Annotated in this window: 24 protein-coding genes, 1 other RNA gene, 1 pseudogene and 1 riboswitch; of the genes and pseudogenes, 4 read left to right on the top strand and 22 right to left on the bottom strand. The window is 69.8% G+C overall.

Annotated elements, in window-relative coordinates:
* Window positions 1-6 precede the first annotated feature (6 nt).
* Genes ftsW through mraZ form a run of 8 tightly spaced genes read right to left on the bottom strand, consistent with a single transcriptional unit; the run spans window position 7 to window position 8,764 of the window.
* Window positions 7-1,323, bottom strand: a complete 1,317-nt coding sequence (ftsW, locus tag AC04MD_RS08100) for a putative lipid II flippase FtsW (RefSeq protein ID WP_475496770.1) — start codon at window positions 1,321-1,323, stop codon at window positions 7-9.
* Complete coding sequence (gene mraY / locus AC04MD_RS08095; RefSeq protein ID WP_062357742.1) at window positions 1,323-2,408, bottom strand: phospho-N-acetylmuramoyl-pentapeptide-transferase; 1,086 nt, start codon at window positions 2,406-2,408, stop codon at window positions 1,323-1,325. The genes ftsW and mraY overlap by 1 nt, the downstream gene beginning before the upstream one ends.
* Window positions 2,398-3,777, bottom strand: coding sequence for a UDP-N-acetylmuramoyl-tripeptide--D-alanyl-D-alanine ligase (locus tag AC04MD_RS08090; protein WP_475496769.1), 1,380 nt, complete (start codon window positions 3,775-3,777; stop codon window positions 2,398-2,400). Before AC04MD_RS08090 ends, mraY begins: the two co-directional genes overlap by 11 nt.
* Window positions 3,774-5,258 carry a UDP-N-acetylmuramoyl-L-alanyl-D-glutamate--2,6-diaminopimelate ligase gene (locus tag AC04MD_RS08085; protein ID WP_475496768.1) on the bottom strand — a complete coding sequence of 495 codons (1,485 nt, stop codon included), beginning with the start codon at window positions 5,256-5,258 and terminating at the stop codon, window positions 3,774-3,776. The genes AC04MD_RS08090 and AC04MD_RS08085 overlap by 4 nt, the downstream gene beginning before the upstream one ends.
* On the bottom strand, window positions 5,255-7,096 hold the full coding sequence (locus AC04MD_RS08080; RefSeq protein WP_475496767.1) for a peptidoglycan D,D-transpeptidase FtsI family protein: 1,842 nt from the start codon (window positions 7,094-7,096) through the stop codon (window positions 5,255-5,257). Before AC04MD_RS08080 ends, AC04MD_RS08085 begins: the two co-directional genes overlap by 4 nt.
* Window positions 7,093-7,356 (bottom strand): cell division protein FtsL, encoded by a 264-nt coding sequence (gene ftsL, locus AC04MD_RS08075; protein WP_475496766.1) that lies wholly within the window; start codon window positions 7,354-7,356, stop codon window positions 7,093-7,095. Before ftsL ends, AC04MD_RS08080 begins: the two co-directional genes overlap by 4 nt.
* Complete coding sequence (gene rsmH / locus AC04MD_RS08070) at window positions 7,353-8,321, bottom strand: 16S rRNA (cytosine(1402)-N(4))-methyltransferase RsmH (protein WP_475496765.1); 969 nt, start codon at window positions 8,319-8,321, stop codon at window positions 7,353-7,355. Before rsmH ends, ftsL begins: the two co-directional genes overlap by 4 nt.
* Window positions 8,318-8,764 (bottom strand): division/cell wall cluster transcriptional repressor MraZ, encoded by a 447-nt coding sequence (gene mraZ / locus AC04MD_RS08065; protein WP_162336843.1) that lies wholly within the window; start codon window positions 8,762-8,764, stop codon window positions 8,318-8,320. Before mraZ ends, rsmH begins: the two co-directional genes overlap by 4 nt.
* 320 nt (window positions 8,765-9,084) lie before the next feature.
* Between mraZ and AC04MD_RS08060 the strand changes: the two genes are divergently transcribed.
* Window positions 9,085-9,855: an NRDE family protein gene (locus tag AC04MD_RS08060; protein WP_475496764.1), complete on the top strand. Its 771-nt coding sequence runs from the start codon at window positions 9,085-9,087 to the stop codon at window positions 9,853-9,855.
* A gap of 206 nt (window positions 9,856-10,061) precedes the next feature.
* Here the strand turns inward: AC04MD_RS08060 and rnpB are convergent.
* From rnpB to rsmI, 3 genes are all read right to left on the bottom strand, one after another.
* Window positions 10,062-10,410, bottom strand: an RNA gene (rnpB, locus tag AC04MD_RS08055) — RNase P RNA component class A.
* A 96-nt stretch (window positions 10,411-10,506) separates the two neighbouring features.
* Window positions 10,507-11,625, bottom strand: coding sequence for a chromate efflux transporter (gene chrA / locus AC04MD_RS08050; protein WP_475496763.1), 1,119 nt, complete (start codon window positions 11,623-11,625; stop codon window positions 10,507-10,509).
* 30 nt (window positions 11,626-11,655) lie between these two features.
* Window positions 11,656-12,486, bottom strand: a complete 831-nt coding sequence (gene rsmI, locus AC04MD_RS08045; RefSeq protein ID WP_475496762.1) for a 16S rRNA (cytidine(1402)-2'-O)-methyltransferase — start codon at window positions 12,484-12,486, stop codon at window positions 11,656-11,658.
* A 215-nt stretch (window positions 12,487-12,701) separates the two neighbouring features.
* On the opposite strand from rsmI, the pseudogene AC04MD_RS08040 reads away from it, so the two are divergent.
* Together AC04MD_RS08040 and AC04MD_RS08035 are read left to right on the top strand one after the other, a co-directional pair.
* Window positions 12,702-13,967 (top strand): annotated as a pseudogene (locus AC04MD_RS08040) (penicillin-binding protein activator); the annotation flags it as partial.
* Window positions 13,957-14,346, top strand: coding sequence for a YraN family protein (locus AC04MD_RS08035; protein WP_475496761.1), 390 nt, complete (start codon window positions 13,957-13,959; stop codon window positions 14,344-14,346). The pseudogene AC04MD_RS08040 and the gene AC04MD_RS08035, both read left to right, overlap by 11 nt.
* A 3-nt stretch (window positions 14,347-14,349) precedes the next feature.
* Here the strand turns inward: AC04MD_RS08035 and AC04MD_RS08030 are convergent, their stop codons facing one another.
* On the bottom strand, window positions 14,350-15,750 hold the full coding sequence (locus tag AC04MD_RS08030) for an FAD/NAD(P)-binding protein (RefSeq protein WP_475496760.1): 1,401 nt from the start codon (window positions 15,748-15,750) through the stop codon (window positions 14,350-14,352).
* 234 nt (window positions 15,751-15,984) lie between these two features.
* On the opposite strand from AC04MD_RS08030, the gene AC04MD_RS08025 reads away from it, so the two are divergent.
* Window positions 15,985-17,373: an FAD-binding oxidoreductase gene (locus AC04MD_RS08025; protein ID WP_475496759.1), complete on the top strand. Its 1,389-nt coding sequence runs from the start codon at window positions 15,985-15,987 to the stop codon at window positions 17,371-17,373.
* Between the two features lie 145 nt (window positions 17,374-17,518).
* On the opposite strand, the gene thiL is transcribed toward AC04MD_RS08025, so the two are convergent.
* From thiL to AC04MD_RS07975, 10 genes are all read right to left on the bottom strand, one after another.
* Window positions 17,519-18,472: a thiamine-phosphate kinase gene (gene thiL, locus AC04MD_RS08020; protein ID WP_475496758.1), complete on the bottom strand. Its 954-nt coding sequence runs from the start codon at window positions 18,470-18,472 to the stop codon at window positions 17,519-17,521.
* Window positions 18,473-18,479: 7 nt separating this feature from the next.
* Complete coding sequence (locus AC04MD_RS08015) at window positions 18,480-18,731, bottom strand: helix-hairpin-helix domain-containing protein (protein ID WP_475496757.1); 252 nt, start codon at window positions 18,729-18,731, stop codon at window positions 18,480-18,482.
* Window position 18,732: 1 nt separating this feature from the next.
* On the bottom strand, window positions 18,733-19,200 hold the full coding sequence (nusB, locus tag AC04MD_RS08010; protein WP_475496756.1) for a transcription antitermination factor NusB: 468 nt from the start codon (window positions 19,198-19,200) through the stop codon (window positions 18,733-18,735).
* Window positions 19,201-19,243: 43 nt separating this feature from the next.
* The gene (ribH, locus tag AC04MD_RS08005) at window positions 19,244-19,711 is read right to left on the bottom strand and encodes a 6,7-dimethyl-8-ribityllumazine synthase (RefSeq protein ID WP_475496755.1); all 468 of its coding nucleotides are present in this window, start codon (window positions 19,709-19,711) and stop codon (window positions 19,244-19,246) included.
* A 66-nt stretch (window positions 19,712-19,777) separates the two neighbouring features.
* A complete protein-coding gene (ribB, locus tag AC04MD_RS08000) occupies window positions 19,778-20,872 on the bottom strand; it encodes a 3,4-dihydroxy-2-butanone-4-phosphate synthase (RefSeq protein ID WP_475496754.1) in 1,095 nt (364 codons plus the stop codon).
* Entirely contained in the window at window positions 20,869-21,471 is a 603-nt protein-coding gene (locus tag AC04MD_RS07995) for a riboflavin synthase (RefSeq protein WP_475496753.1), read from the bottom strand. Before AC04MD_RS07995 ends, ribB begins: the two co-directional genes overlap by 4 nt.
* A gap of 137 nt (window positions 21,472-21,608) precedes the next feature.
* Window positions 21,609-21,805: riboswitch (FMN riboswitch) on the bottom strand.
* 156 nt (window positions 21,806-21,961) lie between these two features.
* On the bottom strand, window positions 21,962-22,723 hold the full coding sequence (locus tag AC04MD_RS07990) for a class I SAM-dependent methyltransferase (RefSeq protein ID WP_475496752.1): 762 nt from the start codon (window positions 22,721-22,723) through the stop codon (window positions 21,962-21,964).
* 10 nt (window positions 22,724-22,733) lie between these two features.
* Window positions 22,734-23,792 (bottom strand): bifunctional diaminohydroxyphosphoribosylaminopyrimidine deaminase/5-amino-6-(5-phosphoribosylamino)uracil reductase RibD, encoded by a 1,059-nt coding sequence (gene ribD, locus AC04MD_RS07985; RefSeq protein ID WP_475496978.1) that lies wholly within the window; start codon window positions 23,790-23,792, stop codon window positions 22,734-22,736.
* Window positions 23,793-23,817: 25 nt separating this feature from the next.
* On the bottom strand, window positions 23,818-24,882 hold the full coding sequence (locus AC04MD_RS07980) for a hypothetical protein (protein WP_475496751.1): 1,065 nt from the start codon (window positions 24,880-24,882) through the stop codon (window positions 23,818-23,820).
* Between the two features lie 34 nt (window positions 24,883-24,916).
* A complete protein-coding gene (locus AC04MD_RS07975; RefSeq protein WP_475496750.1) occupies window positions 24,917-25,426 on the bottom strand; it encodes a GNAT family N-acetyltransferase in 510 nt (169 codons plus the stop codon).
* Window position 25,427: the final 1 nt, after the last annotated feature.

Genomic DNA, 25,427 nt, shown 5'->3' with positions numbered 1-25,427 from the left:
CCGCGCTCATGCCAACCTCTCGAACGTCGGCTCGACGCGCGGCTGCAGGCGGTTGGTGCCGCGCAGCGTCTGCGAGAGCGACATCGCGGGCGCCGCTGGCGCAGGTGCGGGCGACCCCGGACGCGGATCCGCCGACGCGCGCGGTGGCTCGTTGTTGCCCTGGATGGCCTCGCCGCGCAGCGCGACCTGGCGCTGCGTGCGCTCCAGTTCGTACGAAACGCGCAGCAGCAGACCCATGGCCACGCAGGTCATCAGGATGCTGGAGCCGCCCGACGAGATCAGCGGCAGCGTCAGGCCCTTGGTCGGCAGCAGGCCGAGGTTCACGCCCATCGACACGAAGCTCTGCATGCCGATCCACAGCGCCACGCCGAACGCGACGTAGCCGGCGAAGTGGCGGCGCATCTCGACGCAGCGTAGGCCAATGACGAAGGCGCGGCCGACCAGCAGCGCGTACAGCGCCACCACCAGGCAGACGCCGACGAAGCCGAGTTCCTCGCCAATCACCGAAAAGATGAAATCGGTATGCACTTCCGGCAGGTAGTTGAGTTTCAGCACCGAGCCACCGAGGCCGATGCCGCTCCACTCGCCGCGGCCGATCGCCATCAGCGCATTGGTCAGCTGATAACCGCTGCCGAACGGATCGGCCCACGGATCCGAGAACGAGGTGATGCGGCGCCAGCGGTACGGCTCGGCGATCGCGATCACCGCCATGATCGGCAGGCCGACCAGTACCGGGCCGAACATGCGCGGCATGTTCACGCCACCCAGCACCAGCATGCCGGCGGTGATCGCCAGCAACAGCGACGACGAACCGAAGTCCGGCTGCATCAGCAGCAGCACGACCAACAGCACCACCACGCCCAGCGGCTTCAGCATCGCCGCCCAGGTGGCGTTGACCTCGTCGCGGAAACGCACCAGGTAACTGGCCAGCCAGACGATGAAGAACACCTTCACCACTTCCACGACCTGGAAGTTGGACACGCCCAGGTTGATCCAGCGGTGCGCGCCCTTGACGCTCACGCCCAGGCCGGGCACGAACACCATCAGCAGCAGCACCACGCAGCCCAGCAGCAGCAGGTGGTTGCGCGCTTCGATGCTCTTCAGTTCGGTGCGCGTGACCCACCACGCCAGGCCGGCCCCGGCCACCAGGAACATGCCGTGGCGGACCAGGTAGTAGAACGGGTTGCCGTGCTGGTAGATCGATGCCGATGCCACCATCACCACGCCCAGCGATGCCAGCGCGAGCATGGCACCGAGCAACCAGGGATCGAAGCGGCCCCCGATGGCTTCCAGTCGTGTGGCCTGGCGCGGCGTGTCGTTCATCAGCGCACCTTCAACGTGGCCAGGCCGACCAGGACCAGCACGACGGAGATGATCCAGAAGCGCACGATCACGCGCGGCTCCGGCCAGCCCTTCAGTTCGAAGTGGTGATGGATCGGTGCCATCCGGAACACGCGCTTGCCGGTCAGCTTGAACGACGCCACCTGGATCATCACCGACAGTGTCTCGATGACGAAGATGCCGCCCATGATCACCAGCACCAGTTCCTGGCGCACGATCACCGCGATGGTGCCGAGCACGGCGCCCAGTGCCAGCGCGCCGATGTCGCCCATGAACACCATCGCCGGATAGGTGTTGAACCACAGGAAGCCCAGGCCCGCACCGGCGATCGCCGCGCAGATGATGGTCAGCTCGCCCGCCCCCGGCACCGGCGGAATCTGCAGGTAGTTGGAGAACACCGCATTGCCCGACGCGTAGGCGAACACGCCCAGCGCGCAGGCGACCAGCACGGTCGGCATGATCGCCAGGCCGTCCAGGCCATCGGTCAGGTTGACCGCGTTGGAGAAGCCGACGATCCAGAAATAGGCGATGGCGACGAAACCGAAGCCCGCCAGCGGCAGCGCGATCGACTTGAAGAACGGCACGTAGAAGGTCGTCGCCGCCGGCACGTCGGCGTACAGGTACAGGTAGAGGCCGGCCGCTAGGCCGAAGATCGACTGCAGCAGGTACTTCCAGCGCGACTTCAGGCCATTGGGATCGCGCTTCACGATCTTGATCCAGTCGTCGTACCAGCCGATGGCACCGAAGGTCAGCATCACCAGCAGCACCACCCACACGTACTTGTTGCGCAGGTCGCCCCACAGCAGCACCGACAGCAGCACCGTCATCAGGATCAGCGCACCGCCCATCGTCGGCGTGCCCGCTTTGGAGAAGTGCGACTGCGGACCGTCCTTGCGGATCGGCTGGCCGCCTTTCAGCTGGCCGAGCTTGCGGATCACCGCCGGGCCCAGCCACAGCGACAGCGCCAGCGACGTCAGCGCGGCCAGGATGCCGCGGAACGTCAGGTAGCCGAACAGGCCGAAGAAGTTTTCCAGGCTCTGCAGCCAGCGAGCCAGTTCAAGCAGCATGCGATGTGTCCTCCCCGGTGGACAGCAGGGCGGCGACGATCCGGTCCATCGCGCTACCGCGCGACCCCTTGACCAGACAGCGCACGCCGGCCCGCAGCTCGGCGCGCAGGGCGTCGGCCAGCGAGGCGTGGTCTTGGAACGGATGCGCACCTTCGCCGAAGGCAGCGGCGGCGGCGGCGCTGAGCGGGCCCAGCGTGTAAAGGCGGCGCAGGCCGGCGTTCTTCGCGCGCACGCCCATGTCGGCGTGCAGCGCTTCTTCGTCGGCGCCCAGCTCGCGCATGTCGCCCAGGACCAGCCAGCCCTCGCCGCCCGCCTGTTTGCTGGCGGCCGCGAGCGTCTCGATGGCCGCGACCAGCGAACCGGGATTGGCGTTGTAGCTGTCGTCGATCACCACCGCACCGTTCGGCAGCGTGTGCGCGACCTGGCGTCCGGCGACCGGCTGCGCGGCCGACAGGCCGTCGGCGATGATCGCCAGCGACACGCCGCAGGCCATCGCGACACCGGCCGCGGCCAGCGCGTTGAGTACGTTGTGGCGGCCCGGCAGGTGCAGTTCGACCGCGACCTCGCCATGCGGCGCGACCAGTACGAAGTCCGAGCCGTCCGCGGTCGCGCGGATGTCGCGCGCGGTCAGGTCGGCGGTCGCGTCCAGGCCGAAACGCAGGATGCGGCGGTCGGGCACGCGGCTGGCGAAGTATTCGGCGAAGGCATCGTCGGCGTTGATCACTGCCGTGCCGTCGGCCGGCAGCGCGTCGTAGATCGCGCCCTTGGTCTCGGCCACGCCCATCAGCGAGCCCATGCGCTCCAGGTGCGCGGCGGCGATGTTGTTCACCAGCGCGACTTCCGGGGTGACGATGTCGGTCAGGTAGGCGATGTCGCCCGGCTTGCCCGCACCCATCTCGTAGACCGAGAAGTCGGCGTCGTCCGGCCCGTCGATGACGGCCATCGGCAGGCCGATCTCGTTGTTGCGGTTGCCGGGATTGAAGTAGGTGACGCCGGCGCGCTGCAGGATGGACACCACCAGCGTCTTCACCGAGGTCTTGCCGTTGCTGCCGGTGATGGCGACCGCCTTCTCCACGCGGTCGCGCTGCAGGCCGGCGGCGATGCGCGCCAGCGCCAGCAACGTATCCGGCACCACCACCTGCGGCACGTCGACCTTCACTTCATGATCGACCAGCACCGCGGCGGCGCCGCGCATCGAGGCGTCATAGGCGAAGTCGTGGCCGTCGAAACGCTCGCCACGCAGCGCCACGTACAGGCTGCCCGGCACCAGCGCGCGGGTGTCGTGCGTCAGCGAGCCGATCACCAGGTCGTCGCCCCGCAGTTCGCCGCCCGCCCAGTGCGCCAGCAGGGAAAGGGGAAGCCGCTTCATCGACGCTCCTCCAATGCCTGGCGGGCGACCGCGGTGTCGTCGAACGGATGCTTCACGCCATGGATTTCCTGGTAGGGCTCGTGGCCCTTGCCCGCCACCAGCACGATGTCGTCGGGGCCGGCCTGCGCCACCGCCTGCGCGATCGCCTGCGCGCGGTCGCGCTGCACGAGCACCGCGTCGGGCTTTGTGAAGCCGGCCATGATGTCGGCGACGATGCGGTCGCCGTCCTCGGTGCGCGGGTTGTCGTCGGTGACCAGCACCACGTCCGCCAGGCGCTCGGCGATGGCGGCCATCTGCGGACGCTTGCCGGTGTCGCGGTCCCCGCCGCAGCCGAACACGCAGAACAGCCGTCCCTGCACGTGGTCGCGCAGGCTGGCCAGTGCCTGTTCCAGCGCATCCGGCGTATGCGCATAGTCGATGACGACCAGCGGACGGCGGTTGCCGGCGGCATCGCTGTCGCCGCCGAGCCGGTTCATGCGGCCATGGATCGGCGCCAGCCGCGACAGCGTGCGCGCGATGTCGGCCGTCGTGTCGCCCAGCGCATGCAGCACGCCGGCGACCGCCAGCAGGTTGTCCACGTTGAAACGGCCCAGCAGGCGCGACTGCACCGGCTGCGTGTCCTCGCCGATGACCAGGTCGAACGCGATGCCGCTGCCGTCCAGGCGCAACGCGTCCGCGCGCACGACGGCGTCGCCCTGCCCGCGCGAACTCACGCCGATGCGCTGCAGTCCGTGCGGCAGCCGCCCGAACAGGGCTTGCCCATAGGCATCGTCGAGATTGATGACGCCCGCCTTCAGGCCCTCGCGCGCGAACAGCAGCGACTTGGCGGCGCCATAGCGCTCCATGTCACCGTGGTAGTCCAGGTGGTCGCGGGTGAGGTTGGTGAATACGCCGACGTCGAAGTGCACCGCGTCCACGCGACCCTGGTCGAGCGCGTGCGAACTGACTTCCATGGCGACGGCCTTGGCCCCGGCGTCGCGGAACTGCGCCAGCAGCGCATGCATCTGCAGCACCAGCGGCGTGGTGAAGCCGGTCGGCACCACTTCGCCGTACATGCCGGCGCCGAGCGTGCCGACGGTCGCGCAGCGCACGCCGCGCAAGTGCCAAGCCTGCGCCAGCAACTGCACGGTCGAGGTCTTGCCGTTGGTGCCGGTGACGCCGACCATCTTCATGTCGTGCGACGGCGCCGCATGGAAACGGTCCGCCATCGCGCCCATGCGCGCGCGCAGGCCGGGCACGGCGATCGCATCGCGCGGCGCCTCCAGTCCGTCCGGCACCGGCGCTTCAAACAGGATCGCGCTGGCGCCGTTCTCCTTCGCCTGTGCGGCGAAGTTCAGGCCGTGCGCGCCGAAGCCGGCGATGGCCACGAAGGCATCGCCCGATTGCACGCTGCGGCTGTCCAGCGTCAGGCCACGCACGACGATGTCGCGCGGCACGTCCACGTCGGGCAGCAGTTCGGCGAGGGCCATCATCCGCCTCATCGCGTGGCCCCCGTCGCCGGCAACGCAGCATGCGGCGCGTCGAACGCGGACGGATCGGCCGTGTCGATCGCATCGTCGGCGACGGGCGCAGGCACAGGCGCGTGGGCGCCCGGCTTCTGCGAACCCTTCGCCTGCGCCGCCAGCCACGACTCGATGTCGTCAGGCGGCACATCCATCAGACGCAGCGCACCGTCCATCACATCATGGAACACGGGAGCCGCCACCAGCCCACCGTAATAACCGCCTTCCTGCGAATCGTTGATCATCACGACCGCGGCGAATCGCGGGTTGCTGGCCGGCACCAGGCCGGCAAAGAACGACGCATAGCGCCCCTTGGCATAGCCGCCGCCCGACGCGATGCGCGCCGTGCCGGTCTTGCCGGCCACGCGGTAACCAAGCACGCCGGCGCGCTTGGCGCCGCCCTGCGTCACCACGGTTTCCATCATGCCGACCACTTCGTGCGCGATCGCCGGATCCAGGATCTGGGGCGCCTCCCCACGCTGGCCCTTCACGAAGGTCGGCGTCACCAGCTTGCCGCCATTGCCCAACGCCGAATAGGCACGCGCGATCTGCAGCGGCGTCACCGCCAGGCCGTAGCCGTACGACATCGTCGCCTTCTGCAGGCCGTTCCAGCGGTCCGGCGGCGCGAGCGTGCCGGCGGATTCGCCCGGGAAACCGCTGCCCGGCTTCTGGCCGTAGCCGAAGCTGTGGATGCTTTCGTAGAAATAGGCGTTCGGCAGCTTCTCGGCGATCTTGATCGAACCGATGTTCGAACTCTTGGTGATGACGCCGGTGACGGTCAGCACGCCGTTGTTCCGCGGCACGTCGCGGATGGTGTAGCGGCTGTTCAACGCCAGGTAGCCCGGGTTGGTGTTGATCAGCGTCGACGGCGTGACCACGCCGGCCTTCAGCGCCGTCGACACGGTCAGCGGCTTCATCGTCGAACCCGGCTCGATCATGTCGGTCAGCGCGCGGTTGCGGCGCGCATCCGGCTTCACCCGATCGATCGCGTTGGGGTTGTAGGTCGGCAGGTTGACCATGGCCAGCACTTCGCCGGTGGTCACGTCCATGATCACGATGGAGCCGCTGCTGGCCTGGTGCTCGAGCAGCGCATTGCGCAGCTCGCGGTGCGCCAGGTACTGGATGCGACGATCGATGCTGAGCGTCAGGTCCTTGCCCGGCTGCGCGGAGCGGATCAGATCGACGTTCTCGACGATGCGGCCGCGGTTGTCGCGGATCACCTTCTGCGCACCCGGCGTACCGCTGAGCCACTCGTCGAAGGCCAGCTCCAGCCCTTCCTGGCCCCGGTCGTCGATGTTGGTGAAGCCCAGCACGTGGGCCATCGCCGGCCCCTGTGGATAGAAGCGACGGAACTCTCGCTGCGAGAACACGCCGGGAATCTTGTGCGCGAGGATCTTCTGCGCTTCGTCAGGATTGATCCGGCGCTTGAGATAAAGGAATTCCTTGTCGGCCTTCTGCGACAGGCGCTGGGCCAGGTGCTCGGCAGGCACGCCGAGCGCAGCGGCGAGTTCGGGCAGACGGTCCGGCGCCTTCAGCAGTTCCTGGGGGTTGCCCCACACCGATTCCACCGGCGACGACACCGCCACCGGCTCGCCGTTGCGGTCGGTGATCATGCCGCGCGAGGTGGGAATCGGGATTTCGCGCAGGAAGCGCGCATCGCCCTGGCGCTGGTAGAAATCGTGGTTGATCAGCTGCACGTAGGCCGCGCGGCCGACCAGGCTGACCGAGCACAGGCCCATCGCGCCGAGCACCAGCGCGAGGCGGCCGCGCAGGTTGAAGCGCGCGCGGTTGCGGTTCTTGGCGGGCGCGGCGGTCATGGGCGGATCACCACCACGTCGGTCGCTTCCGGAAACTTCATGCCCAGGCGCACGCGGGCGACCTGGTCGATGCGCGTGGCTTCGGCGACCGTGGCTTGCTCCAGCTGCAGGCGGCCGAACTCGACGTTCAGCTCGTCGCGGTCCCGCTCGAGCCGGGTCACTTCGTCGAACAGCACGCGATGGCGGTGGCGCGCATAGACCACGCCGATCGCCGAGGCGATGTTGGCCAGCACCAGCACGATGATCAGGAAGCGGTTCATGCGGCCACCTCCAGCTTTTCCGCCACGCGCAGCACCGCGCTGCGGGCGCGCGGATTGGAGGACACTTCGTCGGCCTCGCCCTTCTGCCCGCTGCCGATGGCGCGCAGGGTCGGAGTGAAGTCGATTGCCACCGGGAGGCGGCGGTTGGCCGACGGCGCCTTGGCGTGCCGGTTGATGAACTGCTTGACGATGCGGTCTTCCAGCGAATGGAAGCTGATCACCGCCAGCCGGCCGCCGACCTTGAGTCGCGCCAGCGCCGCCTCCAGACCGGCTTCCAGGTCCGACAGCTCGCGGTTGATGTGGATGCGGATGGCCTGGAAGCTGCGGGTGGCCGGATGGATTTTCTCGCCGCGCGGCATCACCGCCGCGATCGCCGCCGCCAGGTCGGCGGTGCGGGTGAACGGCTGGGTGGCGCGACGGGCCACGATGGCGCGCGCGATGCGGCGGCTCTGCTTTTCCTCACCGTAGGTCCACAGCACGTCGGCGATGTCGCGCTCGTCGGCGCGCGCGATCCAGTCGGCCGCGCTCTCGCCGGACTCCGGGTCCATGCGCATGTCGAGCGGGCCGTCCTTGCCGAAGCTGAAACCGCGCTCGGCCACGTCCAGCTGCGGCGACGACACGCCCAGGTCCAGCAGCACGCCGTCGAGGCCGGCGGCGGTTTCGTCCCACTGCGCCAGCGAGGCGAAGCTGCCGCGGAAGATCGACACGCGCGCATCGCCCGCGAACGTCTGTTCGGCATGCGCGATCGCGTCGGGATCCTTGTCCATCAACAGCAGCCGGCCTCCCGGGCCGAGTTGTTGCAGCACGCCGCGCGCGTGGCCACCGCGCCCGAAGGTGCCGTCCAGGTACGTTCCGTCCTCTTTCACCTGCAGCCCTTCCATGACCTGCGTGTACAACACCGGCAAGTGCAGCGCTGGGAGGTGACCGGCCGGCGCGGACTGCCGCTTGCCGTCACCCCGGCTCACAAGCGCAGCTCGAGCATGTGTGCGCTCAGATCGTCGTCAGTGAGGGTCTGACGGATCTGCGCGTGGTGCGCCTGTTCGCTCCAGAGTTCGAACTTCTCGCCCATGCCGAGCAGCACGGCCTTCTTCTCGATACCGACCGCGCTGCGATGGCTGGCCGGGATGCTGATGCGGCCGTTGCCGTCGAGTTCGACCGGCGAGGCGGCACCGATCAGCTTCAGCTGCAGGCTGCGGTGCGCCTTCTGGGTGCTCGGCAGCTTGCTGACGTCGTCGCGGACGCGCTGCCAGACCTTCTCGGGGTACAGGTACAGGCTGCCGCCTTCGAACGGGTTGTAGGTGATCACCAGACGGTTGCCGCACTCGCGCGCGACGAGGTCGCGGTACGCGGTGGGCACCGCGAGCCGCCCCTTGTCGTCCACTGTGATGGCGGTCTCACCTTGAAACACGACCCCTGCCTTCCCGACCCGCTAAAGAGCGATCAATTGAACCACGAAAAACCACGTAAAACCCGGTTTTACCTCTGTTGCCCACCTTAGCACCGCGCACAAGGTTGTCAACAGGAACAACGACCGGAAATCACTTGGCGGATCAATGGCTTGCAGCAAACTTCAGAGACTTGTTCAAGCCTTATCCACAAGTTGCTGTTTCGTCTCAAATTTTGAGATTGAGGAATGATTCAGTGAGGTGACCGTCGTTTCACATGAAGGCCACAGCGCGCATAGCGGCGGGAGTAGAACTGCGCAAACCGGGAGGCCAGAATCGACCCATGTGCCTCGTTGCCCTCGCCTGGAACGTCCATCCGCGCTGGCGCCTGCTGCTGGCCGGCAACCGCGACGAGTTCCACGCCCGCCCCACCGCACCCCTGGCCCGGTGGGCGGCGTCACCAACGCTGATGGCCGGCCAGGACCTTCAGTCGGGCGGCACCTGGGCCGGCGTGGACGCGACCGGACGAGTGGCAGTGGTCACCAACGTCCGAGACCCGGCCATCCAGGTGCCCGGCGCGCCCTCCCGCGGCCAGCTGGCGGCCGGCTTCCTGCAATCGCCGGACAGCGCCGAGCACCGTGCAACGGGCCTGCTGGTGGCGGCAGAAGTCTTCGCCCCCTTCAACCTGCTGCTGGCCGATGCGAACGACTGCGAGTACGTCAGCAACTACCCCATTCCCCGCCGGACCACGCTCGCCCCGGGCGTGCACGGCCTCTCGAATGGCGACCTCGACGAGCCGTGGCCGAAGACGATGGCACTGAAAGAGCGACTGGCCGCCTGGGCGGCGGCAGGCGACGACAACGTCGGCCCGCTGTGGGCCGCGCTGGCCGACCAGACCCCGGCTCCGGATGCCGATCTGCCCGATACCGGCGTAGGCATCGAACTCGAACGCCTGCTCTCCCCCGCCTTCCTGCGCGGCGACCGCTACGGCACCCGCGCCAGCACCCTGATCGCGGTCGACCACGCCGGCCATGGCTGGATCAGCGAGCGGAGGTTCGGGCCGGAGGGGGTGTTCGAGGGCGAGACGACGTTGAGGATCGGGCCTGGTGCGTAGCCGTCACCACGCCTGATAGCATGCGGTCGCGACTTACGTCGCTCCTGCAACAGCAAACAGAGAAAGCTGGCTTCACCAGCCCCCCACTGAGTCAGGGGGCGATCCGCATCGCAGGTGCGGATGGGGGTCTGGCAGCAAGGCTCGGGGCCCAAAGTTTGCGCCCGCAAACTTTGGGAGCTTTCCTGCGCTTGCGCAGGGAAAGCTAGCGGCGGAGCCGGCCGGTAAGCCGGGTTCTGTCGTGGACAGTCATTCCTCTAGGCGCAACGTCACCGTTACGCTCAAGCAACCTACCCGGAGACACTGCGGGCCGCAGCATAGCCTCCCTATTTGGTCTTGCTCCCGGTGGGGTTTGCCGTGCCGGTCCGTTACCGGACTCGCGGTGCGCTCTTACCGCACCATTTCACCCTTACCCGCATCCCGAAGGACCGCTGGCGGTATCTTTCTGTTGCACTTTCCGTCGGCTCGCGCCGCCCAGGCGTTACCTGGCACCGTGCCCTGTGGAGCCCGGACTTTCCTCGGCATTGTTTCCAATGACGCGACTGTCTGGCCGGCTCCGCCGCGCGCATTGTCGCACAGCCGCCGAGCACGGTCGGCCGCGTCGTCAGGCGAGTGCATGCAACGCCATGCCCGCGAGCGGCATCGCCACGATCATCACGCCCACCGGCACCCGCGCCCACGCCAAGGCGGCGACCCCCCCAGCACCACCATCACGTCGGCGACGCCCGTCCCCGCGCTGGACCATAGCGGGCCGCACAGGGCCGCCAGCAGCAGGCCGACCACGGCGGCATTGATGCCCGCCAGCGCACTCCGCATGCGCGGTACGGCGACGATCCGTTGCCAGAAGGGCAACGCGCCGATCACCAGCAGCCCTGCCGGCAGGAAGATCGCGATGATCGCCAGCGCGCCGCCGACCCAGCCGCCAGGACCCGCCGCCATCGCCGCGCCGAGATAACCGGCAAAGGTGAACATCGGGCCCGGCACGGCCTGCGCAGCGCCGTACCCGGCGAGGAAGGCGTCCTGCGATAGCCAACCCGGCGCCACCACGCCCGACTGCAGCAGCGGCATCACCACGTGCCCGCCGCCGAACACTAGCGCACCGGCGCGATAGAACGTCCCGAACACCGACGACGCCGGGCCCGACCCTGCCCACGAGGCCAGCAGCAATCCGGCGAACGCCATCAGCGCCAGCACGCCCACCCGCCGCGACGGCGTGCCCGGCATCCACGCCGACGTCGACGCGGCTCGGGCAGGCCGCAGTCCCAGCCCTATCAGCGCACCGGCGACGATCACGGCGACCTGCATGCCGGCTACCGGCCAGACCAGAAGCGCCGCCGCGCACGCCAGCATCAGCAGCCAGGTGATCGCATCGCGACAGAACGCCCGCGCCATGCCCCAGACCGCGTGCGCCACGACGACGACCGCGAGCAGTTTGAGACCGTGGATGAGCCCTTCCGGCACCACGTCGCGCCACTGCGACAGGCTGGCGCCCAGCGCCACCATCAGCAGCGCCGAAGGAAGCGTGAAGCCGCACCACGCGGCCAGCGCACCGGGCAGCCCTGGACGTCGTATACCCAGCACCATGCCGACCTGACTGCTGGCCGGTCCCGGCAGCAGTTGGCACAACGCCACGATATCGGCGTACTCGGCGTCGCCCAACCACCGGCGCCTGACGACGAACGCGTCGCGGAAGTACCCCAGGTGCACGATCGGACCGCCGAACGAAGTCAGCCCCAGCCGCAGGAACACCAGGAAGACACGCCAGGCCTCCATCACGTCAGCCGTGAGAGCTGCTGACCGTCATTACGCGTCCGCCTTCATGCCGTACAACGCCTTGCGCGGCGCGCCGGTAATCTCGGCCGCCAGCTTGGCGGCGGCCGACGGCGGCAGGTGGTCGTTGAGCAACGCGTAGACGCGGCGCCCTTCCACCAACCGTGCCTCCATGTCGTCGCCCGCGCCCTGCACCATGACCACGAACTCGCCCTTGCGCTGGTTGTCGTCGGCTTCGACCTGCGCGTGCAGGTCGGCCAACGTGCCATCGAGGACGGTCTCGAACAGCTTGGTCAGTTCGCGCGCCAGCACCGCCGGACGGTCGTCACCGAACGCCATGCGCATGTCGGCCAGCGACTCGGCGATACGGTGCGAGGATTCGTAGAACACCAGCGTGCGCGTCTCGCCGGCCAGGCGCTGCAGCTGATCGCGTCGCGCGGAGGCCTTGGCAGGCAGGAAACCTTCAAAGGTGAAGCGGTCGCTCGGCAGCCCGGCCACGCTCAGCGCGGCGATGGCCGCGCAGGCGCCCGGCAGCGGACTGACCTTGATGCCCGCCGCGCGCGCGGCGCGGACAAGGCGGAAGCCGGGATCGCTGACCAGCGGCGTACCGGCGTCACTGACCAGGGCCAGCGAATCGCCGGCCAGCAGACGGTCGACCACGCGCTGGGCCAGGGCGTCCTCGTTGTGTTCGTGCAGGGCCAGCAGCGGCGTGGACACCCCGAAGTGCGACATCAGCTGGCCACTGCGGCGCGTGTCTTCTGCGCAGATCGCCGCCACGCCACGCAGGGTCTCCAGCGCGCGTGGCGTCAGATCGCCCAGGTTGCCGATCGGGGTAGCGACGATGAACAGGGTTCCGGCAGACATTCCAGTGGGGCTCGGTGGCTGGGGGTAGAATCGTAGCCGGTTCCCCTGCCTGAACACCGACGATGCCCTTGGACCTGCCTGTCGCACGCACGCTTTCTGCCCGCATCCGTCCCGCGCGGACCCTGATGGCACTGCTGTTGGTCGCCTTGCTGGCCAGCTGCGCAACCACGCCGGGCGCAGGTCCCGTCACCTCCACGGCACGGTTCGCGCCGGCGTTCACCGATGCCGCTGCCCTGGCCCGCCAGGATGCGGTCCTCAGCGGCCAGGCACGCAGCGACAACGCGCGCGAGATCGACCGCCTGCTGGCCACGCTGGACGATGCCACCCTGGCCCGCGATGCCGCCACGCTGCCGTCCGGCGATCCGCTGTACAACTTCGCCGGCCGCGCCCTGCAACGCCGTGGCCTGCCGATGCCGCGCCCGTTCGACCGCGGCACGCAATGGCGCTTCGACACGGGTAACCGTCCGCCCGCCGAATCCGATGGCTACCGGCCGCCGATGAAGCTGGCCGTGCTGCTGCCGCTGTCGGGCAACCTCGCCACCGCCGCCGCCCCCGTGCGCGACGGCCTGCTGGCGGGCTACTACGGCGAGCGCCGCCGTCGTCCGGACATCCAGTTCTACGACACCACCGGCACCGCCGCCGGCGCGACGGCCGCCTATGCGCGCGCCACCGCCGAAGGCGCCGATTTCGTGGTCGGTCCGCTCGGTCGCGACGAAGTGAGCGCGCTGTTCCAGCAGCCGCAGCTCGGTACCCCGGTGCTGGTGCTCAACCGCGGCACGGTGCGGGTGCCGGAAGGCAACGCCGGCTTCTCGCTGGCACCGGAAGACGATGGCCTGGCGGCCGCCGAATACCTGTTCGCACGCGAGCGCCGCACCGCGCTGGTCATCGAAGGCAGTGACGACAACGGCCGCCGCGCTTCGCAGGCGTTCGCCGGACGCTTCGCCGAACGCGGCGGCAAGGTCACGCGGGTAATCAAGGTGTCGGATGCGCCCGGCGACCTGTCTGCGGCGCTCACCACGGCCGCGCAGGAAGGCCCCGATGCGGTGTTCCTGGCCGTGCGTGGCGGCACCGCGCGCGCGCTGACGCCGCAGCTGGCGCTGGCCGGTCTGGGCGGCAAGACCCGCGTGGGCACCTCGCAGCTGACCTCGGGCACCGGCAAGCCGGAAGAAGACATGGCGCTCGACGGCATCGCCTTCCCGACCGAGGCATGGACCTCGCGCGGCCTGCCCGCCCTGCCCGCCGCCAGCGTCACCGGCGAACGCGTGCCGACCGCGCGCGGCCCGGCGGCGCGCCTGTTCGCCTTCGGCTACGACGCATGGCTGCTGACCGCCTACCTGGAGAAGCTGGCGCTCGGCGCCAACACCGAGTTGCGCGGCGCCACCGGCCGGCTGCAGCTCGACGGTTTCGGCAACGTCGTGCGCACGCCGTCGTGGTCGACGTTCGCCGGTGGCCGTCCCGCACCGATCGCGGATGGCGGTTGACCGGCGCGCCCGCGGGCATGCCGTCGAAGTCGCCGCGCGCGAGCTGCTGCGGCGCGCAGGACTGACCGAGCTCGCCACCAACGCCCTCTACCGCGGCGGCGAGCTCGACCTGGTGATGCAGGACGCCGCCCGGCCCGGTGCGCCGACGGTGGTGTTCGTCGAAGTGCGTTACCGCCGCTCGCAGGTGTTCGGCGGCGGCACGGCCTCGATCGATGCCGGCAAGCGCCGCCGGCTGGTGCATGCGGCGCAGCGCTTCTTGCAGGACCATCCCGCACTCGCCGACGCGCCGTGCCGCTTCGACGTGGTCGACGCGCAGGGCGATCCCGATGCGCCACAGCTCGACTGGATCCGCGACGCCTTCCGCGCGGACGAGGTCTGACCGCTACAGCCCGGCCGACAGCAGCCGTTCGCGCGCCAGCCCGTGCCGGCGCACCGACGGCGACGTTTGCTTACGCAGCGTGGTCGCCAGCGCGGCGGCGGCTGTGCGCAGTTCGGGCACCGCCGTGATTTCCCACAGGTGCCCACGCAGCAGCGGCCCGAGGCAGTACAGCCCGCGCACCGGCGCGCCCTGGCGGTCGAGCACCTGCAGGTCGTCGCCGACCTCCGCGCCCAGGCCGTGCGGATCGGGCACCAGCAGTCCCGCGTCGACCAGGTGCGACACCAGCGGATGCGTGGTGCGCACGATGTCGGTATCCAGCCCGGTGGCACGGATCACGTAGTCGTACTGCGCCACGTCGGCCTGCTCCTCGCCACGTCCGCGCAGCAGCACTTCCGCGCCTTGCGCGCGCAGGCCGGCGCGCAGCAGGCGCGCGGCGCGCACCTGCAGCTGACCGCTCGCCTGCAGGCCTTCCAGTACCTCGGCGACGCGCGGCGCGATGCGATGCCGCGCGACTTCCCAGTGCGAGCGCAGGTGGCGCAGGAAACGCGCACGCTGCGGATCCGGCAAGCTGCGCCAGAACGCCTGCGTGTGCGGACGCAGGCCGTCCACAACGCTGCGCCAGTCCGGCGCCACGTGCACCAGCGAGCGCACCGCGGCGAGCAGCGCGCGCAGGTCGCGTCCGCCCAGCGCCTGGCGAACGCTCGGCGGCAGTTCGATCGCGGGCCCTGGCACCGCGGTGTGCGCACGTGGCAGCAGTCCGTGACGCGAGATCGCCGTCAGTGCGCCGCTATGCCCGCGGGCAGCCAAGGTCGCCGCTACATCCGCCATAGTCAGTCCGGTGCCAACGATCAGCACGCGCGCATCCGCCTCGATGCGCTCCAACGCGTCGTCCTGCCACGGCCAGCCGACATAGCGCGGACTCTGCGCGAGCCGCGGCCCGATGCCCGCCAGCCGCTGCGGCGGCAACGCACCCAACGCCAGCACCACGCGATCGCTTGCGAAGTAGCCGCCATCGTCCAGATGCACGCGATAACCCTCGCCGACGCGACTGATCGCGATCGCCTCCTGCCGCACCAGCGACAGGTTGCCGGCGGCTTCGTGCGCCTCGCGCAGGCGTTCGGCCAGGTAGTCGCCATACGCGACGCGCGGCAGGAACTCGTCGCGACCGCGCGGTCCCAGGCTCAGCCATGTCGCGAAATCGTCGGGCGCCTCGGGACGCGCGCCCAGCTGGCCGGCGCGCACGTTGAGCAGGTGCTCCGGTCGCGCCTGACCGTAGGCCACGCCGCGCGCGAACGTATCGCCCACGCCGACCAGCCAGATCTCCGGCGCGCCTTCTTCTGTCGAGGCCAGTTGCGTCGCCAGCACGCTGCCGCTGAAGCCCGCTCCCACGATGGTGATGCGCATGTGTGTCCTCCGGTCGGTTGGGCCGGGCGATCTCTAGCAGCCGCGTTTCATGCGGATGTAAGGAATCGGTTAGCGCGGTGCGCGCATTCGCGTTCGAACCATCGCGCTACGGGCGAAGACGTTGATTTGCGGGCGCTGACACGGCATCGCGAGCCGACATGGCGATCGGACATCAGCACATGCCGGCGCAGTATCAGGACAGGACAGCCGGCGGCCGATCCGTACAATGCCCGCATGGATGGAACACTGCCCCCTGCACTGCACGATGCGATGTCGACTCATCTCGGCGACGGCTGGCTGACCGGCGACGCCTGCCGTCCGTTCGGCGGCGACGATTCGCGGCGCTGGGCGATGCCGATGGCGGTCGCGTTGCCGCAGACGCAGGACGATGTCGTCGCACTCGTGCGCGCCTGCCGCGCGCATCGCGTGCCGATCGTCGCGCGCGGCGCGGGCACCGGCACGACCGGTGCCGCCGTGCCGACGCAGGGTGGCGTGGTGGTGTCGTTCGCGCGCATGAACCGCATCGTCGACATCCGCGCTGCGGACCGTTGCGTGGTGGTGCAGCCGGGCGTGCTGAACGGCGAGCTTCAGCATGCGCTCGCGCCGCACGGCCTGTTTTGGCCGCCGGATCCGTCGAGTGCGGATGCCTGCAGCGTCGGCGGCAATCTCGCCACCAACGCAGGCGGCCCGCGCGCGGTGAAGTACGGCACCGCGCGCGACAACGTGCTCGGCCTGGTCGCGGTGACCGGTGCGGGCGACCTGATCCGCTGCGGCGGCGCGTACACCAAGGATGCGACCGGCTACGACCTCACCCACCTGATCGTCGGCAGCGAAGGCACGCTGGCGCTGGTGGTCGAAGCGACACTGAAGCTCGCACCACGTCCGCGTGCGCAGGCCGGCCTGCGCGTGCTCTACCACGATGCCGCGAGCGCCGCGGCAGCGGTGTCGCGCATCATGGCGCGGCCGGCGACGCCGACGATGCTGGAGTTCATGGACCGCAGCGCGATCGCGCTGATCCGCCGCAACGGCAGTGACGTACCCGAGGCCGGCGCGATGCTGCTGGTCGACGCCGACGGCGATGACGACACCCTGCCGTACGCGCTGCAGGCACTGGCCGATGCGGCGGAAGGCGACGGCATGATCGCGCTGGACGTGGCCGCCGACGGCAGCGCGCGCGACCGGCTGTGGGCGGCGCGGCGCGCGCTGTCGCCGGCGTTGCGCACGATCAGGTCCGGCAAGATCAACGAAGACGTGGTGGTCCCGGTCTCGCGCATTCCGGACCTCGTGGCGGCAATGGAAGCGCTGTCCGTCGATGCCGCGCTGCCGATCGTCGTGTTCGGCCACGCCGGCAACGGCAACCTGCACGTCAACATCATGTACGACGACGCCGATGCCGCCGAAACGTCACGCGCGCACGCTGCGCTGCCGACGGTGTTCGCGCAGGCGCTCGCGCTCGGCGGCACGCTGTCGGGCGAGCACGGCATCGGCCTGAGCAAGCGCGACTACATGGCGGACGCATTCACCGCAGCAACGCTGGACGCGATGCGCGCGGTCAAGGCGGCCCTCGATCCGGACGGCATCCTCAATCCAGGCAAGGTACTGCCGCCCGCGTCATCCGCGTAGGAGCCACGTCAGTCGCGACCGCACACCCACCGGCCACGCGGAAAGCCGGTGATTCTCGTCCCGGGCGCGCTGCGGCGCGTTCCTGTTCTGCAGGGGGCGCTGCCATCGAGGCGCGGTCGCGACTGACGTGGCTCCTACAACGGCATCAGGACGTTGCAAAGTGGTCGTAGCCGCGTCGCGGTGGCGACCAGGGCTGGCCATCGGTATTCACGAGATGAACGCCCTCGCCAGTCATGATGCGGCCGATGCGCGTGATCCGGAGCCCGAGTTGCGATGACACGGCATCGATGCCGGCCTGCGCATCGGCAGGCGCCGTGAAACAGAGTTCGTAGTCGTCGCCGCCAGCGGCCTGCAGTGCGGCGCGTGTCGCGTCATCGAACGCCGACAGCAAGGCCTCCGACACCGGCAGTGCGCCAACGTCAACCTGTGCTGCCACGCCGCTGCGCGACGCGATGTGGCCCAGGTCGGCCAGCAGGCCATCGGACACGTCGACGCAGGCATTCGCCATGGCGACCAGCGCACGTCCCGCCGCCACTCGTGGCGTGGGCCGGTCCAGGCGCGCGCGCAATGCGTGGGCCGGATCGCGTTCCAGCAACGCCAGCGCGCCTGCCGCATCGCCCAGCGTGCCGGTCACCCAGACATCGTCGCCCACCTGCGCGCCATCACGACGCAGCGCGCTGCCGGCATCGACGAAGCCGATGGCGGTCACCGACAGCGACAAGGGACCGCGTGTCGTATCTCCGCCCACCAGTGCGATGCCATGCTCGCCGGCCAAGGCGAGGAAGCCATCGAGGAAGCCATCGATCCACGCGGCATCGGCGCGCGGCAACGACAGCGACAGCGTGCACCACGCGGGTTCGGCGCCCATCGCGGCGAGGTCGGACAGGTTCACCGCCAGCGCCTTCCAGCCGATGTCGGCAGGCGGTGTGCCGCGCGGGAAGTGGATGCCGTCGTTCAGCGTGTCGGCGGTGACGACGAGGTGCCGGCCGGGCGGTGGCGCCAGCAGCGCGGCGTCGTCGCCGATCCCGAGCACGATGTCGTCGCGCGTGCCCGCGCGTGCGCGGATGCGGGCGATCAGGTCGAATTCGCCGGCACCCATGGCGGCGTCAGGTGCGCGACCGCGCGAAGTCGACGGCGGACTGGATCGCCACGCGCGCCTGCGGGCTGTTCTTCCAGCAGGTGGACCCGGTGAGGCCGGCCGCGCTGGCGACGATCTCGGACGGTTCGGCCGCCGCCAGTTGCCGCAGCGAGGCGATGCCCATCTGCTCCAACCGCTGCACGACCGTGGGGCCGACGCCCTTCAGCGCGAGCAGCGCGTCGCGTTCGTCGCTGGAAAAGCGCGCGTCGGCGGCCGACACGTCAGCGGCGCGCCTGCGCCTCGGCGGGGCGCCATTCGACGGCGGCATGGTCGAGCACGCCGTTGATGTAGGTATGCCCGTGCTCGGAGCCGAACCGCTTGGCGGTCTCGATGGCCTCGTTCAGCACCACGCGGTACGGCACGTCGAGGCGATGGATCAGTTCGTAGGCGGCGATACGCAGCACGGCGCGCTCGATCGGATCGACTTCTTCCACCGTGCGGTCGAGGAACGGCAGCAGCGCCTCGTCCAGCGACGCGCGATGGCGGACCACGCCGCGCACCAGGTCTTCGAAGTATTCGAGGTCGGCGATCTCGTGCGCCTGCTCGTGCGCGAACTGCGCGATGACCTGGCCGACTTCGCCCCCCGACATCTGCCACGCGTACACGGCCTGCAGCGCACGGCGGCGCGCACGCGCACGCGTGACCGGATCGACGCCGTCCTTGCGGTGGGGATGTTGATGTCGGCTCACGTCGGCTCCTGTACTGCGGGGTATTCGGGTTGTCGGGTCGGGATCAGGAGAACTGCGCCACCAGGTGCGCCATCTCTATGGCGGCCAGCGCGGCCTCTTCGCCCTTGTTGCCATGGCTGCCGCCGGCGCGCGCCTCGGCGTCCTCAATGCGCTCCACCGCCAGCACGCCGTTGAGCACCGGCACGCCGGTGTCCAGCTGTGCGCGCATCAGGCCCTCGGCGCAGCGGTCGGCGACATGTTCGTAGTGGCGGGTGTCGCCACGGATGACGCAGCCCAGCGCGATGATGGCGGCATGGTCGCCACCGGCGGCCAGGCGCGCGGCCACCAGCGGGATTTCCCACGCACCCGGCACGCGCACCACGTCGACCGCGTCCTCGCCCACGCCGTTGCCGGCCAGGCTTTCGCGCGCGCCGGCCACCAGCACATCCGTGATGCGTGGGTTCCAGCGGCTGGCGATGATCGCGAAGCGGGCGCCTGCGGGCGCACTCAGGTCGCCTTCGAAATGGGACATGGCGGGTTCCTTGGGGGTGGGCAAGTCTACCAGCCGGGGCGGCGGCAGGGTCCGCGCCGACCCGGATCAGGGCTGGACGTACTCCACCACGTCCAGTCCGAAGCCGGCCAGGCCGACCTGCCGGCGTGGCGTGCCCAGCACCCGCAGCTTGCCCAGGCCGAGGTCGGCGAGGATCTGCGCGCCGGCGCCGTTGCGGCGCCACTGGCCGACGTCCTTGGCGTTGGCCTGTACCTCGGGCTGCTTGCGCAGGCGCGCCAGCAGCGCGTCGGCGCTGCGCGGCTCGGACAGCACCACCATCACGCCCTGCCCTTCGGCGGCGATCGCGCGCAACGCGTCGGTCGCATGCACGCCGAAATCGTCGCGGCGCCAATGCAGCAGGTCGCTCAGCGGGTTCTCCACCTGCACGCGTACCAGTGTCGGCGTGGCCCTGTCGGGCGTGCCGCGCACCAGCGCGAAGTGCAGGTCGTGGGCGATGCGGTCGCGGTAGGTGACCAGTCGGAAAGGACCGAATTCGGTCTCGATGTCGCGCGCATCGATGCGCTCGACGGTGTGCTCGGTCGCCAGCCGGTAGGCGATCAGGTCGGCGATGGAGCCCATCTTCAACCCGTGCTCGCGCGCGAAGACTTCCAGCTGCGGGCGACGCGCCATGCTGCCGTCGGGATTCAGCACTTCCACCAGCACGCCCGCCGGCTCCAACCCGGCCAGCAGCGGCAGGTCGCTGGCGGCTTCGGTATGCCCGGCGCGCGTCAGCACGCCGCCGGGCTGGGCGATCAGCGGGAAGATGTGGCCGGGCTGGCTGAGGTCGGTCGGCTTCGCATCCGGCTGCACTGCGGTGCGCACCGTGTGTGCGCGGTCGTAGGCGGAAATACCCGTGGTGACGCCCTCGGCCGCTTCGATGCTGACGGTGAAGTTGGTATGGAACTGTGCGGTATTGGTCTGCACCATCGGCGCCAGGCCCAGTTGCGCGCAGCGCTCGCGCGTCAGCGACAGGCAGACCAGGCCGCGTGCATGGGTGACCATGAAGTTGATGTCCGACGGCTTGACCAGCTCGGCGGCCATGATCAGGTCGCCTTCGTTCTCGCGGTCCTCGTCGTCGACGATGACGACCATGCGGCCGTTGCGGATCTCTTCCAGCAGTTCGGGGATCGGGGCGAAGTTCATGCGCCACTCCTCTCGCCCAGCAGGCGCTCGACATAGCGCGCCACCAGGTCGATCTCCAGGTTCACCGCGTCGCCGGCGACGGTCTCCGCGAATGCGGTGTGCGAGACGGTGTGCGGGATCAGCGCGACCTCGAAGCCTTCGCCGTCCACCTCGTTGACGGTCAGGCTGACGCCGTCCACGCAGATCGAGCCCTTCTTGGCGATGTACTTCAGCAGCGCTGCCGGCGCGGCGAAGCGCCAACGCTGGGCGCGCGCATCGTCGTGCACGGACAGCACGCGGCCGACGCCGTCGACGTGACCGCTGACCAGATGCCCGCCAAGGCGATCGGTCGGACGCATCGCGCGCTCCAGGTTCACGACCGCGCCTTCCTTCAGACCACCCAGCGTGGTCAGCGACAGCGTCTCGGTGGACGCGTCGGCCTGGAAGCTGGACGCATCGAACGCGATCACGGTCAGGCACACGCCGTTCACCGCAATGCTTTCGCCCAGCTGCACGGCGTCGAACGGCAGCGAGCCCACGGCCACGCTCAGGCGGACGTCACCGCCCACGGATTCCAGCGCAGCGATGCGGCCGACGCCCTCGATGATGCCGGTGAACATCAGCACGCCTCCGAAAGGAGGATGGGAACAACGCGGGAACTCGTGGAAGGCATGGAACGTCTCTCGCAGGAACGGGCGGAGACGCCTCCGGGCGCGAAGGCAGGCGCACGACGCCACGCTCGCGCGTGGTTCGGCGGTGCCGTCTTCTTTCATCCGGACTATGACCGTCGGCTCCGGCATCGGACCGGATCTGCTGACCCTTCGGCGACATTGGAAAGTCCGCACAAGCATGTGCGGGCTCTGCGAGGGACTCGCATGTCACCGAGGCGCTCGCGGGCTCGTCGCTGGGCGACCTACCGCCGGTGGGGAATCGCACCCCGCCCTGAAGACGTCGTTGGTGGTGTGCCGGCGGACCGGCCCGCGCAGTTTACACGCCGGGTCCGGCGATGGCTCTGAACGGAGCGTTCCGCGCCCCTGTAGGAGGGGCTTCAGCCCCGGCCATCAGTGCTTTGTCGGCGTCGCGCCAGAAGCGTCGGGGCTGAAGCCCCTCCTACAGGACCTTGCGGCGCAAATGCAGGATCAGCGGCCAGCGCATGGTGCGCACCCGCTGCGGATCGCCCCAGATCTCGGCCAGGGCCGGCGTATGCGCGTAGACCGGGTCCTCGCCGGTGGCGGCGCGGTAGCTGCCGGTGGCCGAGAGGCTGCCGAAATAGCCCAGCAGCGTGGGCAGGTTCCATTCGGCCGTCAGCCACAGGCGCGGCGTGGGGATCGTCTCGAACGGCCACACGTAGTCGCCGTAGCCCATGTCCACGTCGGCCCGCTCGGGCGGCCAGTACGGATCGATATCGTCGCGGACCTTCTCGGCCACCTCGGCCAGGTCGTCCTCGAAGATGATGTCCTGGTAGGTCCATGCCGCCAGCACGCCGCCCGGGCGCAGCACGCGCTCGCAGGTGGCGAAGAAGCGGTACCGGTCGAACCAGTGCAGCGCCTGCGCCACCGCGACCAGGTCCACGCTGCCGTCGGCGAGTGCAGTGGTTTCGGCCGCCTCGACCGCCAGGCTGACGTTGGCGTCCGGCTGCCCGTTCGCCCAGTGGCGCTCGATCTGCGCGGCACTGGGATCGGTGGCATGCACGTGGGCGAAGCGCGCGGCCAGTCCGCGCGTGGCCTGGCCGCTGCCGCAGCCGGGCTCCCAGACCTTCGCGCTGGCCGGCACCGCCGACGCGATCACGTCGTACAGCGCCTCCGGATAGGTCGGGCGCGAGGCGAGATAGACGTCGGCGACGCCGGAGAAATGATCCTTGAAGGCCACCATGGCGTGCGTTCTAGCGGGCAGGTTGCAGCAGGAGGCGGTGATCTTCGCCAATCGCGCGGCTGTCGACAATCTCCAGCTTCAGCCGGTCGGCCATCGCCTGGATGCCGAGGCCGCCGAACAGCGGTCGCGCCTGGTCGCCCAGCAGCATCGGCGCCATGTACAGCAGCACCTCGTCGGCCAGTCCCGCCGCCAGGAATGCACCCGCCAGCGTGGAGCCGGCCTCGGCGTGCACTTCGTTGATGCCGCGCGCCGCCAGCAGCTCCAGCATTGCCTTCAGGTCGACGTTGCTGCCGGTCGCCGGCGCCACCACCCGCTGCACCTCGACATCGCGCGGCGGTTTCGCCTCGGCGGTATGCACGTAGAGCGTGGGCGCATCGCCCTGGCGCACGTTGCCGCGGGCCACGGTGGCCAGGCCGGGATCGAGCACCACGCGGAGCGGCGGTTCGAAGGCGATGTCGTCGCCGAACCGCACCGTCAGCGACGGATCGTCGGCCAGCACGGTGCCGGCGCCGGTGAGGATGGCACCGGCACGCGCGCGCCAGCGCATCACGTCGCGGCGCGAGGCCTCGCCGCTGATCCATTTGGAGTCGCCGTTCGCCATCGCCGTGCGGCCGTCGAGGCTGGTGGCCAGCTTCACCCGCATCCACGGCCGACCGCGCTCGACACGCGACAGGAAGCCGCGGTTCAACCGCCGCGCCTGCGCTTCCATCAGTCCGGACTGCACGGCGATACCGGCCGCGCGCAGCCGGTCGAAGCCGGCACCGTCGACTTGAGGAAACGGATCGCGCATCGCCGCGACCACGCGACTGACGCCGGCGGCAACCAGCGCGTCCGCGCACGGCCCGGTGCGGCCGGTGTGCGCGCACGGCTCCAGCGTGACGTAGGCGGTCGCGCCCATCGCTTGCTCGCCCGCGGCCTGCAGCGCGAACACCTCCGCATGCGGACCACCGGCTTTCTGGTGCCAGCCTTCGCCGACGATCCGGTCGCCCTGCACGATCACGCAGCCGACCATCGGATTCGGCCGCGTCGTGTACGCGCCCCGCTCGGCCAGCCGCAGCGCGCGCGCCATGCACTGGTGATCGAACGCAGAAAACTCAGTCACGGGAATAACGCCCTTGTTCGCGGCCGTCTGGCCAGGTGGGAATAAGTTGGCCAGCATCTACGCGCAGCTGCATCCGCTCGAAGACGGGTCCGGTCAGCGCCTGTGTCTGCAGGTCGACCTGCAACACGGCACGCGCGTCCTTCGGGATCTCAAGACGCAGCATCGCCGTGCCGGCATCCATCCCGCGGGGATCGCCGAGCAGGATCGCGGTCGGCCGGGCGTCCGCGCGTGTGGCGAAGGCATAGCCGCCGGCTCGCGTAGCGACGGTCTCCTCGCGCCCGTCGGCGTAGACCAGCGTCACTGGAATGCCGTTGAAGTAGGCGTCCTGCTCGTCGTCATGCACGAACACGGCAGCGCGGGGTTGCCAGTCTGCAGGATCGGTGTCCCGCACCGGTTCCGCCGGCGCCGTGCACGCGGCGGGCAAAGCAAGCACCGCATAGGCCGGCTTCACGCCTGGCAGCTGCCAGTAGAGGTCCTTCAGCGCGTACTGCTCGCGCCAATAGTCGGCCATCGCACGCGTGGCCCGCTCCATCGCGGCCGGTCGCGTGGCTGCATTCGCGGCCATGGCCGCGGCTGCCGCGTCTTCCGCCTGCCGCACGAAGGTGGCCAGTCGTCCCTCCTGCGTGGCGATGGCGTGGCGCAGGGCTTGTTCATCGGGCACGTCGGCCATCGCTTCCGCGGCAGACGTCGCCGATGCCGGCGCCGCGTGCAGGAACGGACAGCGGGCCTCGATCCCGGCCAATGCGGTCTGGTGAACCTGACGCCGCCACGAATACTCCGCCGCTCCGTCCCAGTCGCGACTGTCCTTCAAACGGGCCCAGCCCTCGTCCTCGCCCGGTGGATCGGCCTGCAGGACGACCTGCTCTCCCTCCCGTGTCCACGCACCTTCCGCCTGCTGGTCCATCGCACCGTAGCTCAGATACCACTGGAAGCGTCCGTCCGGCATGAGCCGCAACTCCGAGCCCACTTCCCTCACGCCACCGAGGTAGTAGTGGCCGGCAAGGTCGTCTTCCGCCCGCGCAAGCCCGGCGGACGTTGCCAGCAACAGGGCGATCAACGCCGCCGTTCTCATCGCGGGGTCCGTGCGGTAGTCATGCGGCATCTTCTGGAACGGGTAAGGCAGTATGCGCCACCCGCTGCGCGGGCCGGATCGACATGATCACCACCGGCGTGCCGTGCAGCGTGGTGCGCTCCTCCACCTGCCACCCGAGCGATGCGTAGAAGTCCTCGTGCCACAGGGTGAACAGACGCAACAGCGCCACGCCCTCGCCCGCCGCGTGCGCGACCGCCGCCTCGACGAGAACGCGTCCGCCGCCCCGACCGCGCGCTTCCGGCAGCACGAACAGGCTGCCCAGCCACGGACTGCCGCGATCCTGCAGCGCCGGGGCGTCTTCGACCAGCAGGCTGACCGAGCCCAGCAGGTCCTCGCCATCCATCAACAGCAGCGTGGTCGGCAGCGAGGTGCGCGTGGCGTGGTCCACCAGCTCGGCGGTGGCGGCGTCCAGTGTCCAGTCGTCGTAGAGCGCACCCCATTCCTGGTGGTGCCAGCGCGCAAGCGGCTCGATGCACGCCGGGTGCCGTCCGATCGCCTCGATGCGCACG

It is taken from the genome of Pseudoxanthomonas sp. LjRoot206, assembly GCF_056175725.1.
Note: the sequence above shows the minus strand (reverse complement) of the source record. Positions and strands in the feature narration are given on the sequence as shown.